This is a genomic window from Vibrio pomeroyi, assembly GCA_041879425.1.
Classification (GTDB): Bacteria; Pseudomonadota; Gammaproteobacteria; order Enterobacterales; family Vibrionaceae; genus Vibrio; species Vibrio pomeroyi_A.
This window is the reverse complement of record CP090854.1, coordinates 2,411,144-2,428,302: the sequence shown is the minus strand read 5'-3', so window position 1 is coordinate 2,428,302 and position 17,159 is coordinate 2,411,144. Positions and strand designations below refer to the sequence as shown.

General features: G+C 43.6%; 15 protein-coding genes and 1 riboswitch. Of the genes, 7 read left to right on the top strand and 8 right to left on the bottom strand.

What is annotated here, in order from left to right; all coding sequences use genetic code 11:
• The first annotated feature begins 8 nt into the window (after positions 1-8).
• Complete coding sequence (clpA, locus tag L0992_10600) at positions 9-2,282, top strand: ATP-dependent Clp protease ATP-binding subunit ClpA (GenBank protein XGB66170.1); 2,274 nt, start codon at positions 9-11, stop codon at positions 2,280-2,282.
• A 257-nt stretch (positions 2,283-2,539) separates the two neighbouring features.
• Here the strand turns inward: clpA and infA are convergent, their stop codons facing one another.
• From infA to aat, 3 genes are all read right to left on the bottom strand, one after another.
• Positions 2,540-2,758 carry a translation initiation factor IF-1 gene (gene infA, locus L0992_10595; protein ID XGB66169.1) on the bottom strand — a complete coding sequence of 73 codons (219 nt, stop codon included), beginning with the start codon at positions 2,756-2,758 and terminating at the stop codon, positions 2,540-2,542.
• Positions 2,759-2,839: 81 nt separating this feature from the next.
• A complete protein-coding gene (locus tag L0992_10590; protein ID XGB66168.1) occupies positions 2,840-3,538 on the bottom strand; it encodes an arginyltransferase in 699 nt (232 codons plus the stop codon).
• Entirely contained in the window at positions 3,538-4,248 is a 711-nt protein-coding gene (gene aat, locus L0992_10585) for a leucyl/phenylalanyl-tRNA--protein transferase (GenBank protein ID XGB66167.1), read from the bottom strand. The genes L0992_10590 and aat overlap by 1 nt, the downstream gene beginning before the upstream one ends.
• Before the next feature lie 53 nt (positions 4,249-4,301).
• On the opposite strand from aat, the gene L0992_10580 reads away from it, so the two are divergent.
• Positions 4,302-4,757: a glycine zipper 2TM domain-containing protein gene (locus tag L0992_10580; protein ID XGB66166.1), complete on the top strand. Its 456-nt coding sequence runs from the start codon at positions 4,302-4,304 to the stop codon at positions 4,755-4,757.
• Positions 4,758-4,919: 162 nt separating this feature from the next.
• A complete protein-coding gene (gene aroA / locus L0992_10575; protein XGB66165.1) occupies positions 4,920-6,200 on the top strand; it encodes a 3-phosphoshikimate 1-carboxyvinyltransferase in 1,281 nt (426 codons plus the stop codon).
• 61 nt (positions 6,201-6,261) lie between these two features.
• Here aroA and L0992_10570 read toward each other — a convergent pair whose 3' ends face one another.
• A complete protein-coding gene (locus L0992_10570; GenBank protein XGB66164.1) occupies positions 6,262-6,507 on the bottom strand; it encodes a YciN family protein in 246 nt (81 codons plus the stop codon).
• 439 nt (positions 6,508-6,946) lie between these two features.
• On the opposite strand from L0992_10570, the gene topA reads away from it, so the two are divergent.
• The 4 genes from topA to L0992_10550 all read left to right on the top strand — a co-directional run bounded on the left by topA (position 6,947) and on the right by L0992_10550 (position 13,859).
• Positions 6,947-9,577, top strand: a complete 2,631-nt coding sequence (gene topA / locus L0992_10565; GenBank protein XGB66163.1) for a type I DNA topoisomerase — start codon at positions 6,947-6,949, stop codon at positions 9,575-9,577.
• Positions 9,578-10,114: 537 nt separating this feature from the next.
• Entirely contained in the window at positions 10,115-11,332 is a 1,218-nt protein-coding gene (glgC, locus tag L0992_10560; GenBank protein ID XGB66162.1) for a glucose-1-phosphate adenylyltransferase, read from the top strand.
• Positions 11,322-12,776, top strand: a complete 1,455-nt coding sequence (gene glgA, locus L0992_10555) for a glycogen synthase GlgA (GenBank protein XGB66161.1) — start codon at positions 11,322-11,324, stop codon at positions 12,774-12,776. Before glgC ends, glgA begins: the two co-directional genes overlap by 11 nt.
• Before the next feature lie 285 nt (positions 12,777-13,061).
• On the top strand, positions 13,062-13,859 hold the full coding sequence (locus L0992_10550; protein ID XGB66160.1) for an alpha/beta hydrolase: 798 nt from the start codon (positions 13,062-13,064) through the stop codon (positions 13,857-13,859).
• 130 nt (positions 13,860-13,989) lie between these two features.
• Here L0992_10550 and L0992_10545 read toward each other — a convergent pair whose 3' ends face one another.
• The 4 genes from L0992_10545 to purR all read right to left on the bottom strand — a co-directional run bounded on the left by L0992_10545 (position 13,990) and on the right by purR (position 17,146).
• A complete protein-coding gene (locus L0992_10545) occupies positions 13,990-14,307 on the bottom strand; it encodes a DUF2007 domain-containing protein (GenBank protein XGB66159.1) in 318 nt (105 codons plus the stop codon).
• Positions 14,308-14,353: 46 nt separating this feature from the next.
• Positions 14,354-15,034: a TVP38/TMEM64 family protein gene (locus L0992_10540; GenBank protein ID XGB66158.1), complete on the bottom strand. Its 681-nt coding sequence runs from the start codon at positions 15,032-15,034 to the stop codon at positions 14,354-14,356.
• A gap of 133 nt (positions 15,035-15,167) precedes the next feature.
• Positions 15,168-15,758, bottom strand: coding sequence for a TfoX/Sxy family DNA transformation protein (locus tag L0992_10535; protein XGB66157.1), 591 nt, complete (start codon positions 15,756-15,758; stop codon positions 15,168-15,170).
• Positions 15,759-15,885: 127 nt separating this feature from the next.
• Positions 15,886-15,971: riboswitch (cyclic di-GMP riboswitch) on the bottom strand.
• Positions 15,972-16,141: 170 nt separating this feature from the next.
• A complete protein-coding gene (gene purR / locus L0992_10530) occupies positions 16,142-17,146 on the bottom strand; it encodes an HTH-type transcriptional repressor PurR (protein ID XGB66156.1) in 1,005 nt (334 codons plus the stop codon).
• Positions 17,147-17,159 lie beyond the last annotated feature (13 nt).

Here is a 17,159-nt window from a genome sequence, read left to right as displayed (position 1 = left end):
AGGTACTTATGCTAAATAAAGAATTAGAGTCGAGTTTAAATGGCGCATTTGCTCGTGCGCGAGACAAGCGACATGAGTTTATGACTGTCGAACACCTCCTACTAGCATTATTAGAAAATGATGCGGCCAAGGAAGCGCTCCAAGCTTGTCAGGCTGATCTCGATGCTCTTCGCAATGAGCTCGATATTTTTATCGATCAAACGACCCCGCTTATCCCTGAAAGCGACGAAACTCGTGAAACTCAGCCAACATTGAGCTTTCAAAGAGTACTTCAGCGCGCTGTTTTTCATGTTCAATCTTCAGGTCGCAGCGAAGTAACAGGTGCAAACGTACTTGTGGCTATTTTTAGTGAGCAAGAGTCTCACGCGGCGTATCTTCTTAAGAAAAACGACATCAGTCGCTTAGACATCGTTAACTTCATCTCACACGGCATTACTAAAGCCAGCAACGAAGGCGATAGTGCTTCATCATCAGATTCATTTGGTGGTGCAGAAAATGCTGAAGAAGCGAATTCCGAAGACCGTTTAGAAAATTTCGCGACTAACCTTAACGAAGTTGCGAAGCAGGGTAATATTGACCCTCTAATTGGTCGTGACAAAGAGCTTGAGCGTACTATTCAAGTTCTATGTCGTCGTCGTAAGAATAACCCTCTACTAGTGGGTGAAGCGGGTGTAGGTAAAACTGCCATCGCTGAAGGTCTTGCATGGCGTATCGTTGAAGGTCAAGTACCTGAAATTATTCAAAGCAGCGTGATTTACTCTTTAGATATTGGTTCACTGCTTGCGGGTACTAAGTATCGTGGTGACTTTGAGAAACGTTTTAAAGCGATTCTTAAACAACTAGAGAAAGAAGAAGACGCGATCCTATTCATCGATGAAATCCATACCATTATTGGTGCGGGTGCTGCATCGGGCGGCCAGGTTGATGCCGCAAACTTAATTAAGCCGCTATTAAGCAGCGGTAAATTACGTTGCATTGGCTCAACAACTTACCAAGAGTACAGCAGTATTTTTGAGAAGGAGCGTGCGCTATCTCGTCGTTTCCAGAAAATTGATATTGTTGAACCATCATTAGATGACACGACTAAGATTCTGATTGGTCTTAAGCCAAAATACGAAGCTCACCACGAAGTTCGTTACACCAACAAAGCGTTGCGTGCGGCTGTGGAACTGTCTGCTAAATACATTAACGAACGTCACCTGCCTGATAAGGCGATTGATGTAATTGATGAAGCAGGCGCTCGTAGTCGTTTAGCACCAGCAAGCCGTCGTAAGAAAACGGTAAGTGTGGCTGATATTGAGTCAATGGTTGCGAAAATGGCACGTATTCCTGAGAAGTCAGTATCGTCTTCAGACAAAGATACGCTGCAGAAACTGGATGACCGCATGAAAATGTTGGTATTCGGACAAGACCCAGCTATCGATGTATTGAGCGAGGCGATCAAGCTAACTCGTGCAGGACTAGGTGCAGACAATAAACCTGTTGGTTCATTCCTATTTGCTGGTCCTACTGGTGTGGGTAAAACCGAGGTTACGGTTCAACTGTCTAAACTGATGGGTATTGAACTGCTGCGCTTTGATATGTCTGAGTACGGTGAACGTCATTCAGTGAGCCGTCTAATCGGTGCTCCTCCAGGTTATGTTGGTTATGACCAAGGTGGCCTTCTGACGGACGCGGTAATCAAGAACCCACACTCTGTTGTGTTACTTGATGAGATCGAAAAAGCGCACCCAGATATCTTCAACCTGTTACTGCAGGTGATGGATAACGGTACACTAACTGATAACAACGGCCGTAAAGCGGATTTCCGTAACGTGATCTTAGTGATGACAACCAACGCTGGTGTTGCTGAAACTGAGAAGAAATCGATCGGTCTGATCCAACAAGATCATGCGCCAGATGCGATGGGCGAAATTAAGAAGGTGTTTACTCCTGAATTCCGTAACCGTCTTGATAACATCATCTGGTTCAACAGCTTGGATCCAAGCGTGATTAGCCAAGTAGTCGACAAGTTCATCGTTGAGCTTCAGGTTCAACTGGACGCACGTGGTGTATCTTTAGAAGTTTCTGAAGATGCTCGTCACTGGTTGGCAGACAAAGGCTACGACAAGACCATGGGCGCTCGCCCTATGGGACGTGTGATTCAAGAGAAGCTTAAGAAGCCTCTTGCGAATGAATTGCTGTTCGGTAGCTTGGTTGATGGCGGTACGGTTAAAGTCTCTCTGAAGAAAGACGAACTTGACTTTATCTATGTTGGTGCGAAGGAAGAGGTTATGCATTAACCAATTGATGAATAGCTCAAAAGCTTAACTATAAACGCATGACTTAGGTTGTGCGTTTTTTTATGCTTGCGAGATGCGAGATGCGAGATGCGAGATGCGAGATGCGAGATGCGAGATGCGAGATGCGAGATGCGAGATGCGAGATGCGAGATGCGAGATGCGAGATGCGACGGAAAGGTTTTGTTAAAGGGGCAATGTTCAGGCGATAAAAAACGGAGCATTGAGCTCCGCTTCTTATTGTATTCGCTAATTAATAATTAACGAGCACGGAAGACGATGCGGCCTTTAGAAAGGTCGTATGGAGTCATCTCAACAGTTACTTTATCACCAGTAAGAATACGGATGTAGTTCTTACGCATTTTACCAGAGATGTGTGCTGTCACTACGTGACCGTTTTCAAGCTCAACACGGAACATTGTGTTTGGTAGAGTATCAAGGACAGTGCCTTGCATCTCGATTACGTCTTCTTTAGCCATCTAATCCTCTTTCGAAATTTGGCGGTTTTCAACGGCTTGATTGTGCCGTTAAAATCAAAATATGTAAAGTTGTCGCGTATTCTACCCTTGCCACCGCTGATTTACTAGCCTTTGATGACGTTGAAATCGTACTTTATAGTTCATCGCAGGGCATTCATCGATTTGATAACCCAAATATAACCACTGTTTTTGCTCTTTCTGGGCATGTTGGATCTGGAATAGAACACCAAGTGTTCCCATGGATAATTCAATATCAGGATCGAAGAAGGTATAAAACGCGCTGGTGCTATGAGCCATAACATCGGTCACCGCGATTCCGATTAACTTGTTCTCGTCATAGATATGCATGAACTTTGTTGTAAGCCACTCATTTTGTGAGAATTGTAGAAACTCTTCTTTCTTTGGTGGATACATGGTTCCCGAACGATGGCGAGCGGTAATATAGCGACTATATAAATCAAACCAATTATCATCCATCGTGTCTTTCAGTTCCCAACGAAGTGATTTCGCCTTGTTGAGAACCCGTCGTTGGCTCTTAGAAAACTTAACTTCTGGAATAGAAAGACGAATGGCTTGGCACGCTGAGCAATTATCGCAATGTGGCTTATAGATCGTTGAACCGCTACGACGAAACCCGTTGGCAAGTAGAACTTCATAGTTATCTGAGGTGTGCATGTGTTCATCAAGCGTGACTGCCACTCTTTCTTCGAGGTGAGGTAAGTAGCTGCAAGCGTGATTGTCTGTTAATCCAATTCTGATTTGTTGTAAATCTGGATTCATTAAGGCGTTTCCTCTAGCCATTGGGTTTCAAAGCATGCATCGTCAACGGGCGTTTCTTTAAGTAACTGTAGAGAGCTCAGAAATTCATCTCTCTCGACCTCGATAGCGCCTAAGGATTCCAAGTGAGGGTTCATAACTTGGCAATCGATGAGCTTGCCTCCGAATCGGGTAAAGTGTTCACAAAAGTACCATAGCGCAATTTTAGAGGCATTGGTCTTCAAGCTAAACATCGATTCACCGCAAAAGACTTGGCCTCTTTGTAAGCCATAAAGCCCGCCGATCAGCTCATCGCCTTGCCACACTTCAACGGAATGACAGAATCCTAATGAAGCAAGTTCGCAATAGGCTGACTGCATGTCATTGTTCAGCCACGTTTCTTCTTCCGGCCTTAGTGACGAGCAGTAACCAATCACTTTGTCAGTCGCTTGGTTTATGCTGACACGATAATTGTGTTTTCTTTGAAACTTTTTAAGACTTTTTGACGGTTCAAATGTCTTAGGATTAAATACCGCTCGCGGTGCTGGGCTCCACCAAAGTATAGGCTCACCTGGGCCATACCATGGAAATATACCTTGGCTATAAGCATTTAAAATTCGCATTGGTGACAAGTCACCGCCAAAGGCGAGCAGACCGTTGGGTTCATCAAGCGCGTCGAAGGGCGAAGGAAACTCTATACTAGTAGTATCAAGTTCGGTTAGGTATATAGTCATAAGTACCGCGTTACAGATTAATCACTGACCAAGAGGTCTTTAGGAGTTTTACCATGAAGAAGTTGCTTTGGATTTTACTTGTTTTGCCCATGTTGGCAAATGCAGCTTACAACAGAAACGAAGCTCGACCAGTGAACGAAGTCGTTTATGGTGAGATCGATACGGTTAGATACATCACTCAACAAGAGATCGTTGAATCGAAAGCGAATGGTTGGGAAACCTTATTGGGTGCTGCGATCGGCGGTTTGATCGGTAACCAGTTTGGTGGTGGTACCGGCAAAGAAGTAGCGACGGCTGTTGGTGCCGTGGCTGGTGCAGGGATTGCTCGAAATCGAGGCAATACACAATATAAAATCGAGTACAAACTTGTCGAGTTATTGGTCAAAACCAAAGACAACAAGCTGGTTAACATCATCCAAGATGTCGATAACTCGATGTTGTTTAACCGAGGCGACGATGTGCGAATTCTCTATTTTTCCGATGGTGTACGTGTTGATCTAGTGTACTAGTATGTAAATACGATTGATTGGCTAATTAATCACCTTTATAAGGGGGATTAGCTCTGGAGTTCGTCGGAAAAGTTCGTTAGTCTGCAAGTACGAAGAATTATTCATCACCCGAAAATAAATACGCGCCAGTGACTTCGGGTGGTACAAGGACTATAAGATTTAATGGAAAGCCTTACGTTACAACCAATTCAAAAAGTGAGTGGGGAAGTTAACCTACCTGGCTCAAAAAGTGTTTCTAACCGTGCACTTCTTTTGGCTGCACTTTCAACTGGAACGACTCGCCTAACAAACTTGCTAGACAGTGATGACATTCGTCATATGCTGAATGCCTTGACTCAACTAGGTGTTAATTATCAGCTGTCTGCTGACAAAACTGTTTGTGAAGTAACAGGTGTTGGTGGTGCATTCTCAAGCGATAAAGCCCTTGAACTTTTCTTAGGTAATGCAGGTACGGCGATGCGCCCGCTTGCTGCAGCATTGTGTTTAGGCCGTGGTGAATACGTTCTGACAGGCGAGCCTCGTATGAAAGAGCGTCCGATTGGTCACTTAGTAACGGCACTACGAGAAGCCGGCGCTGAAGTCGAATATCTAGAAAACGAAAACTACCCACCACTGAAGATCACAGGTACTGGTCTTAAGAGTGGGACGGTTTCAATCGACGGTTCTATTTCTAGCCAGTTTTTGACGGCATTTTTGATGGCAGCACCGTTAGCTGACGGCGAAGTGACCATCAAAATTGACGGTGAATTGGTTTCTAAACCTTACATTGATATCACGCTACACATCATGAAACAATTTGGTGTGGACGTGATCAATAACGATTACCAAGAGTTCGTGATTCCGACTGGTCAATCTTACACAGCTCCGGGTGACTTCTTAGTTGAAGGCGATGCATCTTCTGCTTCTTATTTTCTTGCGGCAGCAGCGATTAAAGGCGGTGAGATCAAGGTGACGGGTATTGGTAAAAACAGTATCCAAGGTGATATCCAATTCGCTGATGCCCTTGAAAAAATGGGTGCTGAAATCGAATGGGGTGATGACTACGTTATCTCTCGTTGTGGTGAGCTGAAAGGCATTGATATGGACTATAACCATATTCCTGATGCTGCGATGACTATTGCGACAACGGCTCTGTTTGCGAAAGGCACAACGGCTATCCGTAACGTCTACAACTGGCGTGTGAAAGAGACTGACCGTTTGGCTGCGATGGCAACCGAATTACGTAAAGTCGGTGCTGAGGTTGAAGAGGGTGAAGATTACATCATCGTTAACCCAGTTGCTGAACTGACACACGCGGCGATTGATACGTATGATGATCACCGCATGGCGATGTGTTTCTCTCTAGTTGCTTTGAGTGACACGCCTGTGACCATTAATGATCCTGGTTGTACGTCAAAGACATTCCCTGATTACTTCGACAAGCTGAAAATGCTGAGTCAATAAAATACGAAGTATATAAAGGTTCAGGAAGTAAAAAAGCTTGCCTAAATGGCAAGCTTTTTAATTATTGCTGAAGCGTAAACTCTTTCGAAAGATGGTGCGCTAAGTATTTAAACATGTTAAACACTGCGGTTGTATTCTCTGTCGGCATTCCATTGCTGTCTAGGAAGTATTCACCTTTGAAGATGAGTACATCGTCTTTCTCTACTACGCTGTTTGTGCGCATGCCTTCAATGTAGTCATCATGTGATTGGATAATTTGGTTTGCGATAAGCAGTAAATCAAATTCTGCTATTACTTTCTTTGTCATGAGTTTATCTCTGATAACTGAATATAACGTTGAGTTTATGGTGTCGAACTAGAAATTCAATGATTTCACAACCGATTAAGAGAGTCTTTTCGGATATCCACAATTTATTTTGTGATTTACGGCAAAAATAATTGAATGGGGCTCGCGTTAGATTCGCGGACAAGCTTAGTATGAGCCCGTTTAGACGTAATGCCTGATGAATAGGCTCTTGCAAGTATTCTTAATGAGTACTTTATAGCTTCTTTATATTGTGCCCCTTTTATCTATGAGTCGTCGAATTGTCGAGCGATCAGATCCAATTTTGAAAAAAGCGGTTGATCTTCTAGTAATCTCGCACAATAGTAAAAAAAGAAGCAATGAATTTAGAATATCATGCGTAAAAGCCCACAAGTTAAATTGTTGGTGCTGAAGCATCGTGATTAAGGACGTTAGAGTCAATATGGGTAAATCGCTCGTTATAGTGGAGTCGCCGGCCAAGGCTAAAACTATCAATAAATACCTTGGCAAAGACTTTGTCGTTAAGTCGAGTGTAGGTCACGTACGTGATTTACCAACGGCTGGTCAAAGTACTGGTAAAAAGGCTGCTGCAGTTTCAACAAAGGGTATGAGCCCAGAAGAAAAAGCTCGTATCAAGAAAGAAAAAGATCGCAAAGCTCTTATCAAAAAAATGGGTATCAACCCATATAAAGAGTGGGAAGCGAACTACCAAGTACTACCTGGTAAAGAAAAAGTCGTTGCTGAATTGCAAAAACTGGCTGAGAACGCAGACCATGTTTATCTCGCAACCGATTTGGACCGCGAAGGAGAAGCTATCGCATGGCACCTTCGTGAGATCATCGGTGGCGATGAAACGCGATACAAGCGAGTGGTTTTTAACGAAATCACTAAGAATGCTATTCAACAAGCTTTCGAAACTCCAGGTGAGCTAAATATTGATGGTGTAAACGCACAGCAAGCACGACGTTTTATGGACCGTGTTGTTGGCTTTATGGTGTCACCTCTGCTTTGGAAGAAAGTAGCACGAGGCCTATCCGCTGGCCGTGTTCAATCAGTAGCTGTAAAACTATTGGTAGAGCGTGAGCGCGAGATCAATGCCTTTATCCCTGAAGAGTTCTGGGATGTGCATGCTGATACCAAAACAGCAGAAAAAACCGACTTCAGACTGCAAGTTGCACAGAAAGACGGTGTTGCGTTTAAACCTGAAAATGAAGCGCAGACTCAAGCTGCGGTTAGTGTTTTAGAAAAAGCGCAATACGAAGTATGTAAACGTGAAGACCGCCCAACGAAGAGTAAGCCGTCTGCACCTTACATTACCTCGACGCTGCAACAAGCGGCGAGTACGCGTCTTGGTTACGGCGTAAAGAAAACCATGATGCTGGCTCAACGCCTGTATGAAGCGGGTTACATTACTTATATGCGTACTGACTCGACCAACTTGAGTTCAGAAGCGGTAGAAGCTGCTCGTGAATACATTGGTTCTGAGTTCGGTGCTCAATATCTTCCACCGAAAGCACTGGCATACGGCAGCAAAGAGGGCGCTCAAGAGGCTCACGAAGCGATTCGTCCTTCAAGTGTAGATGTTAAGTCGGAAGACCTAAACGGCGTAGACGCAGACGCACACAAGCTTTATTCGCTGATTTGGAATCAATTTGTTGCTTGTCAAATGACACCAGCTCAATACGATTCAACAACAGTGAGCGTTAAGGCTGACGAATACACGCTAAAAGCGAAAGGTCGTATCCTTAAGTTTGATGGTTGGACTCGCGTTCAACGCCCAATGGGTAAAAACGAAGACACGATTCTTCCAGCAGTGCAGATTGGCGATAAGCTTGACCTGATTGCCCTAGACCCTAAACAGCACTTTACTAAGCCACCAGCTCGCTTTACTGAAGCAGCGCTTGTTAAAGAGCTTGAGAAACGTGGTATTGGCCGTCCTTCAACGTATGCATCGATCATTTCGACGATTCAAGATCGTGGTTACGTGAAAGTAGAACAACGCCGTTTCTATGCTGAGAAGATGGGTGAGATTGTTACTGACCGTCTAGATGGCAGTTTCAATGACTTAATGAACTATGACTTTACGGCTCGTATGGAGCAAAAGTTAGACCAAATTGCTGAAGGCGAAGCTAGCTGGAAAGGTGTGCTGGATAACTTCTTCGAAGATTTTACTGGCGACTTGGAAAAAGCGGATCTTGACGAAGATGCGGGTGGCATGAAGCCAAACCACATCGTAGAAACTGATATCGAGTGTCCGACTTGTGGTCGTAAGATGGGTATCCGTACTGCTTCGACAGGCGTATTCCTAGGCTGTTCTGGCTATGCACTTCCACCAAAAGAGCGTTGTAAGACAACAATCAACCTTGGTGACGAAGAAGGCATTATCAACGTGCTTGAAGAAGACGTTGAAACAGCAGCACTTCGAGCTAAGAAACGTTGTCCTATCTGTGAAACGGCAATGGATGCTTATCTGATTGATGATAAGCGTAAGATGCACGTATGTGGTAACAACCCTAACTGTGAAGGTTATGTGGTTGAGCATGGCGAGTTCAAAGTGAAAGGCTATGATGGTCCGCTTGTTGAGTGTGACAAATGTGGCTCTGACATGGTTCTAAAGAACGGTCGCTTCGGTAAGTACATGGATTGTACCAATGACGATTGTAAGAACACTCGTAAGATTCTGAAGAATGGCGAAGTTGCGCCACCAAAAGAAGACCCTGTGCACTTCCCTGAGCTTCCATGTGAAAACTCAGACGCGTACTTCGTGCTTCGTGACGGAGCTTCTGGTCTGTTTATGGCGGCGAGCAATTTCCCTAAATCACGTGAAACACGTGCACCATTAGTGGAAGAGCTAGTTCGTTTTAAAGACCGTATTTCACCTAAGTTCCAGTACCTGACGTCAGCACCAGTTGCTGACCCTGATGGTAAGCCGGCAGTGGTTCGTTTTAGTCGTAAGACAAAAGAAAACTACGTTCGTACTGAAGTAGATGGAAAACCATCTGGTTGGACTGCTCTGTATATCGACGGTAAATGGGAAGTTACGGATAAACGTAAAAAGCCCAAAGAAAAGTAACTGAAGATTAATCGATTAAAAAAGCAGCCACTGGCTGCTTTTTTTTGATCTCAATATGACTAATTATGCAACCTGTTGAGTTTGTGTTTCGTCTGCGAGAATTTATTAAATTCATACTGCAAAATAAATGACAGCAATTAATCAAATCTTCTTATGCAACTTTAACGAGAATGTAACTTAATTAAAATATTGTAAGTCACAGATCAGTGTTTAGTTGTATACCTGATGTGTGTCCGGTGTTAATGTAATGTTTCGCTCAGACGGTGTAATGTGAGCTGCTTTAAGTCTTAGGAAAGCAATCAGCTTACGTAGCACAGAATGGCGTATTAAAAATTGAAATCGGCAGGAAAGTCGATAACGTATATAAAACCAAGTGCAAAGAATAGTGCACGGACAACAACGTTTGGCTTAGGATATTGTCACTGTATGTGAATGGATATTCGCTAAGTACCGAAATAAGTGTTGGTGCTCATCCCCCAGAGGAAGATACCTCTACGAGCACTGACATCGACAAGCTATAAATATATGGAGAATAAAATGGCTGGTGTATTGGGAATGATTCTTGCTGGTGGTGAAGGCTCTCGCTTAAGACCTTTAACTGAATCTCGCAGCAAACCCTCGGTTCCTTTCGGTGGTAGCTACCGCTTAATTGATTTCGCTTTGAACAACTTCGTTAATGCTGATCTTATGAAGATCTATGTATTAACACAATTCAAGTCACAATCTCTGTTCCACCATATGAAAAAAGGTTGGAATATCAGTGGCATAACAGACCGTTTTATCGACCCAATTCCTGCGCAAATGCGTACGGGTAAGCGTTGGTATGAAGGTACTGCGGATGCTATCTATCAAAACCTTCGCTTCATGCAGTTGGAAGAACCAGATCAAGTTTGTATTTTTGGTTCAGATCATATTTACAAAATGGACATTAAGCAGATGCTTGATTTCCACAAAGAAAAGAAAGCTGCACTAACGGTTTCTGCACTGCGTATGCCGCTTGCTGAAGCATCAGAGTTTGGTGTTATCGAAGTGGATGCGGAAGGTCGTATGATTGGTTTTGAAGAAAAACCAGCGAACCCTAAATCAATTCCGGGTGACCCAGAATCTGCGCTTGTTTCTATGGGTAACTACGTATTTGAAGCAAACGAACTTTTCGCTGAGCTGGTTGAAGACGCAGATAAAGAAGATTCGACGCACGACTTCGGCAAAGACATCATTCCAAACATGGTTCCACGCGGTGATGTGTTTGTTTACGACTTCAGCACCAACCGTATTACTGGTGAGAAAGAAGAAGTTTACTGGCGCGATGTAGGTACGATTGACGCGTACTGGCAAGCTCACATGGACCTTCTTGAAAAAGATGCGCCATTCTCACTATACAACCGCAAGTGGCCACTACATACTTATTACCCGCCATTACCACCTGCGACGTTTACGGATTCGGCAAATGGCCGTGTTCAGATCATCGACAGCTTGGTGTGTAACGGTAGTTACGTGCGCGGTTCTCGTATTGAGAAGTGTGTATTGGGTTTCCGCAGCAATATCGCATCAGCGTGTGATATTAGCGAAAGTATCTTATTGGGCGACGTGAAAGTGGGCGAGGGCTGTGTACTTCGTCGTGTTATCGTTGATAAAGATGCAGACATCGCACCGGGTACTCAGATCGGCGTAAACCTGAAAGAAGATAAAAAGCATTACCACGTCTCTGACGATGGTGTAGTAGTTATTCCTAAAGGAGCACGAGTTGGTTACTAAGACTCTCTCGGTACTTTTTGTAGCGTCTGAAGTTGAAGGCTTGATTAAAAGTGGTGGCTTGGCTGATGTAGCCAAGGCACTGCCGAAAGCGTTACAAACACTCGAACAGGACGTTCGAGTGACCATCCCCGCTTATCGCAACATCCCAAACATTGATTCAGCAGAAGTCATCTTAGCGACTGAGCTCGACCATTGGCCTCATACCGCTTATCAAGTAAAAAAACTGAGTGTAGAAGGCGTTCAAGTCTTTGGTATTGAATGTGCCAAGTATTTTGACCGTCCAGAAATGTACGCAGAAAATAATCAAGCTTACGCTGATAATGGGGAGCGCTTCTCGCTCTTCAGCGCCGCATGCCTCGATATGCTTCCAAAACTTGGTTTCCAACCTGATATCATTCACGCGAACGACTGGCATACTGGCTTTGTGCCTTTCTTGCTTAAATCGCGTTACCAACAGCACGACTTCTTTGAAAATACACGCAGTGTTATCTCAATTCACAATGCGGTTTTCAAAGGTGTGTTCTCTTACGATGAGTTGCAGTCTCTTCCTGAGATGCACAGCCACAATGTTCCAGAAGCTTCGGTAAGTGATACTCATGTCACCATGCTAAAAGCCGGTGTGATGTGTGCAGACAAAGTGAATGCAGTAAGCCCAACCTATGCAGAAGAGCTCAAAACTGAGCTTGGCAGCCATGGTATGGCGGCAGAGTTTCAACACAGGTCTTCTGACTTAGTCGGTATTCTGAATGGCTGTGATTACGGCGCTTGGAACCCTGAAACAGATGCTTTCTTGCCTCGTAAATACAAAGCAACCAAGCACAGCATGGTTCGCGGAAAGTCAGCCTGTAAGCAAAAACTGCAACAAGATGTTGGCCTGCCAGTTATCGATTGCGCTGTGTATGGCATGGTTTGTCGTCTGACGAATCAAAAAGGCGTGCATTACTTATTGCCTATCATTGAGCAGTTTTTGAAGAACGATCTTCAGATCGTGATTGTAGGAACAGGCGATCCGGTGTTGGCGAGTCAGTTGAAAGAACTATCGGCACGTCACTCAGACAAGTTCTCGTTCGTAGAAGCATACAACAACGAGCTAGCGCACTTGGTTGAAGCGGGCTCCGATTTCTTCTTGATGCCTTCCGAATTCGAACCTTGTGGTTTAAACCAGATCTACAGTATGGCTTACGGTACTTTACCGATTGTTCGTTCTGTGGGTGGTTTAAAAGACAGTGTGAATGATTACGATCAGGATCCTGAGGTAGCAACTGGATTTGCTTTTGAAGAGCCGACGCCGCAAGCGTTATTGGCTGTACTGCATCGTTCATTACTGCTTTATGCACAAAACCCATCTGAAATTAAGCGTGTTCAGCTTTATGCTATGCAGAAAGATTTTAGTTGGGAAGATGCCGCAAAAGAGTATCTTGCGATGTATCACTCTGCATTTTAGCGCTCTGTTTTAGCTTCTAAAATTAGCGGATGTACGGCAATTTTCTTTAATGAAAGAGGCGCTCTAATCATAGGGTGCCTTTTTGTTTTCTGGTCAGATCACATCACGTTTACAAAGACAAAGCTTGCAAACTCATTTTAGTCAGGTAGAAAAGATGAGGTTGGTATTCACATGACTAATGACAGGTTTGACACTATTATCACTTAAAGTTCTTAATTGCGTGATATCCTTAGTCATCGCCTCGTGATGAGGCATAGCTCCATTTTAATAATTAAAGCGATAGGTATGTCTGAGAGTTTATTATTTCATAAAACATTTACTCACCCTACGAGCGATGAGTGGGTTGTATTTGTGCATGGCGCAGGAGGCAGCTCCTCTATCTGGTTTAAGCAGATCAAAGCGTATAAGCAGCACTTCAACTTGCTTCTCATTGACCTGAGAGGGCATGGTAAATCAGACAACATACTTAAAGAGCTGATTTCGAATCGCTATACGTTCAAATCGGTCACGCTCGATATTCTTAAAGTGTTAGATCACCTCAAAATCCGTTCTGCACACTTCGTGGGCATGTCTCTTGGTACGATTATTGTTCGTAACGTTGCAGAGCTAGCAGCAGGCCGTGTTCGCTCAATGGTACTTGGTGGGGCGGTAACCAAACTCAACACTCGTTCGCAAGTATTGGTCAAACTCGGTAACCTGAGTAAGCACATCATTCCTTACATGTGGCTGTACAGCCTATTTGCTTACATTGTAATGCCGCAAAAAAGCCAGAAAGAATCGCGTCACTTGTTTATCCGCGAAGCTAAAAAGCTTTGTCAAAAAGAGTTTAAACGTTGGTTCATCCTGACGGCTGATGTAAACCCTCTGATGAAGTATTTCAAAGATAGAGAGCTACCAATCCCAACTCTCTACTTGATGGGAGAGCGTGACTACATGTTCATCAAGCCCGTTAAAGAAATGGTTGAGGCGCATGAGTCGAGTGAACTGGTTGAAATCGCAAACTGCGGTCACGTGTGTAATGTTGAAAACCCTGAAGAATTCAATCAACATTCTATCGAGTTTATCCAAAAACAAATCCAGTGATTTTTAAGTCAGTCATCTACGCTAATGATTGAATAGAATAGAATTGAAATAAAAACGGGAAGCTAAGTTAGCTTCCCGTTTTTATTTAGAGGAGGTATCTGGCTTAATCTCAGGTTGTTGTCGTGAGGTATTATTCAGGAGAGGCTGCGCCACACTGCCAACAAGAACCGAATTGTGCTTCATTGACTTCATGGCACTCACCACAACGCCACTCTTCATAGATGATCGAATCTTGCTGTTTTTGGTAGTCATTGACAATCGTACGGGCTTTACTGGCCAATTCTGGCTCATATAACCATACGTAAGGGTCAGTTTCTTCGGTAAATGGGATTTCCCCCTTTAAACCAAACAAACCTTCACCACGGACTTCACACGCAATATTCTCACTTTCTAACAATCCACAGATGATATGGGCTTCTGTTGGATTCGATGCACTGAAGATTTTCATTGAGATAGAACCTTATTCGGCTTTAGGTGTTAGTTAGCTATATACGTTAGTCAGCGACTGGTGCTGAGCGAAACTTGCTCATCAACCATTTGGCAATAATTGGGAATACACCCAACAATGCAAACGATAGTAGTACTGAAGGTGAAACGATACCTGAAAGTGAATCAATTTCTGCGAGTTGAGTACCAGCATTCAAGAAAACAGCAGTACCAGGTAGCATGCCTATCTGGCTCGTAATGTAGTAACGAGAAACCGACATTGGGGTTAAACCCATCAGTAGATTGATAAGGAAAAACGGGAATACAGGAATTAGGCGAAGCGAGAATAAGTAAAATGCCCCGTCTTTTTCTACGCCCTTGTTAATTGTCGCTAATTTGTCACCAAATTTGGTTTGGATCCAATCACGTAACAGGTAACGGCTACTCAGGAAGGCAAGGGTCGCACCAATAGCGCTTGCGAAAGATACCAGTAGCAAACTGTTCCAGAAGCCAAACAGTGCAGCCCCTAAAAGCGTGACAACCGCAGCTCCAGGAATAGAGAAAGCAGTGATCATTACGTACGCGACAAAATAGATAGCAGCGGCGGCAATAAAGTTGCTGTCAATGTAGTCATTCAAAACGGCTTGTTGGGCCTTGGCGTTTTCAAGCGTTAGGTATTGGCCAAAATTGACGCCTAACAAGATGATGGTTACGACCAACACAATACCCAATATCATTTTCTTACTCATTGATACTTCCTCTAATTTTCAATGCATACCATTAGTATAGATAGACAGGCAAAGCATAGATTAACTTTCAGCAGATATAAAAAAAGCCGCAAAAAATGCGGCTTAGTTATATAAGTAGTTTGAACTGACAAAGTTAATTGACGCGATTGATAAGCTCTTCACGACGCTGCTGCGGTATAACAGACCAATGTGTTCCATTGATCGCACCTTCTAGCGCCCACAGTAATTCAATACTGACAGAGGACGCATGCGATTCCTTGATGGCGTTAAAGGCGTTTACAGAGCCAGATTCATATAAACGTTCAACGGAATCGATTCCTGCTTTTTTCAACATACGCTCAGTAGCGAGTCGAAGATTCGGCAGATCTTTGAGTCGGGTCGGCTTAGCAGAAGACTGTTCAGCTTTTTCTTCTTTAGCGAAACCCAGAGACGTCGTTGCAAGTTCCAATATCTTCTCTTGGTCTTGCCACAAGCCTTCAGGTAAAGCGAAATATTTAGTAACGACAGGGAAACCACGTTTTTTGTAGACGTACGGTTGAAACCCTTGTTGTTCGAATTGCTTCGTTGTGCATTTGTCTGCCCGTATATGCAGCTGGTCATTAACAACCAGAGCAAACATAGTGTCATCAGCAAAAAGACCGAATCCACCAAACATTGAGCGTGACTTAATTTTTCCTAGGGGCTCAAATAACTTCATTGAGTCCTTTAGTATCGGTTTATCCATGTTATTTATCTCGGTGTATTTGAACTACGCCACCAAATAAGCAGGTCCGAGAGATTAGCAAAATGTTGCAATTAAATTGTCAATAGGCTGTAAATTACTAAATTATCAGTAGTTACTGCATTTTGCCATCGGTAACCCCGCTACCATACCAACGAGTGGTTTAGGCCGGAAGCTTTGCGTCCCACTTTTTCAAGTGGTTTGCCCTGTGCGTGACTGATTGAATAGAATAAAGTTTTTGTTGAATGAGGCTCACACTTGTTACTTCAAAATGTGATATTGCTTCAATTAATGATCTTTCTGTTGTGCATATAGGTTCATTATAGTTGTTGATAAAAAAAGCGCACCCAAAGGTGCGCTTAATGAAATAAAACTCGTTTTATCAATTAATTTAACGTTTTAACTGTACTTCGTTCAACAATCTCAGGATGCATTTCGAAGACACGCTTCTCGTGATCTTTGTCTTTTATGCGTTCTAATAAAATCTCGAATGCATTCTTACCAACACGACGTTTAGGTTGGTGAACCGTTGTTAACGGTGGAGAGAAGTACTCAGCCAGTTCGATGTTGTCGTAACCGATCACTGAAATATCTTCAGGGATACGGATGCCTTTTTCTTGCAGTCGGCTCATTAAGCCCAGCGCCATTGTATCGTTGAAACAGAATACCGCTGTTGGGCGATCTTTCATTTCGACGATTTGTTCTGCAGCAAGAACAGCAGTATCACACTCGAAGTTACCTTCAATGATCATGTTGTCATCGGCAGCAATCTTAGCTTCATTGAGTGCGCGTTTGTAACCTGCGATACGTTCTACACAGGCCGCTTTGTCTAAGTGGCCACTTAAACAAGCAATCTTAGAGTGACCGCGCTCAATAAGGTATTTGGTTGCTAGGTAGCCACCTTCTTCAGAGTTATCGATGATCTTGTCGGCTTGAGAACTCTCTGGGCCCCAGTCCATAATCACTTTAGGGATGTCAGCGTGACGATCTAACATCTCTCTTAGTTCTTCAGTTAGGTCTGAACACATAACTAAGATGCCATCTACACGTTTCTCTGCAAGCATTCGAATGTAGTCACGTTGCTTCTCATAGATACCACCCGTGTTACACAGGATCAAAGTGTAACCTTGACGGTAGCAGTAGCTCTCAACACCATCGATAACTTCAGAGAAGAATAAGTTGGTTGATTGAGTAACAAGCATGCCGATAGTGCGTGTTGTATTGCACTTCAAACTACGAGCAACCGCGCTTGGTGCATAGTTCAGTTCATCTACGGCTTTGTTTACTTTTTCTTGAGTCGCTTCTGCAACAAAACGTGTTTTGTTGATTACGTGAGAAACGGTTGTTGTTGATACGCCGGCTAAGCGAGCGACATCTTTTATAGTGGCCATGGTTTTATCCTAT

Coding starts and splice junctions, on each gene's coding strand:
- clpA (XGB66170.1), top strand. CDS start 9: ATGCTAAATAAAGAATTAGAGTCGAGTTTAAATGGCGCATTTGCTCGT.
- infA (XGB66169.1), bottom strand. CDS start 2,758: ATGGCTAAAGAAGACGTAATCGAGATGCAAGGCACTGTCCTTGATACT.
- L0992_10590 (XGB66168.1), bottom strand. CDS start 3,538: ATGAATCCAGATTTACAACAAATCAGAATTGGATTAACAGACAATCAC.
- aat (XGB66167.1), bottom strand. CDS start 4,248: ATGACTATATACCTAACCGAACTTGATACTACTAGTATAGAGTTTCCT.
- L0992_10580 (XGB66166.1), top strand. CDS start 4,302: ATGAAGAAGTTGCTTTGGATTTTACTTGTTTTGCCCATGTTGGCAAAT.
- aroA (XGB66165.1), top strand. CDS start 4,920: ATGGAAAGCCTTACGTTACAACCAATTCAAAAAGTGAGTGGGGAAGTT.
- L0992_10570 (XGB66164.1), bottom strand. CDS start 6,507: ATGACAAAGAAAGTAATAGCAGAATTTGATTTACTGCTTATCGCAAAC.
- topA (XGB66163.1), top strand. CDS start 6,947: ATGGGTAAATCGCTCGTTATAGTGGAGTCGCCGGCCAAGGCTAAAACT.
- glgC (XGB66162.1), top strand. CDS start 10,115: ATGGCTGGTGTATTGGGAATGATTCTTGCTGGTGGTGAAGGCTCTCGC.
- L0992_10550 (XGB66160.1), top strand. CDS start 13,062: ATGTCTGAGAGTTTATTATTTCATAAAACATTTACTCACCCTACGAGC.
- L0992_10545 (XGB66159.1), bottom strand. CDS start 14,307: ATGAAAATCTTCAGTGCATCGAATCCAACAGAAGCCCATATCATCTGT.
- L0992_10540 (XGB66158.1), bottom strand. CDS start 15,034: ATGAGTAAGAAAATGATATTGGGTATTGTGTTGGTCGTAACCATCATC.
- L0992_10535 (XGB66157.1), bottom strand. CDS start 15,758: ATGGATAAACCGATACTAAAGGACTCAATGAAGTTATTTGAGCCCCTA.
- purR (XGB66156.1), bottom strand. CDS start 17,146: ATGGCCACTATAAAAGATGTCGCTCGCTTAGCCGGCGTATCAACAACA.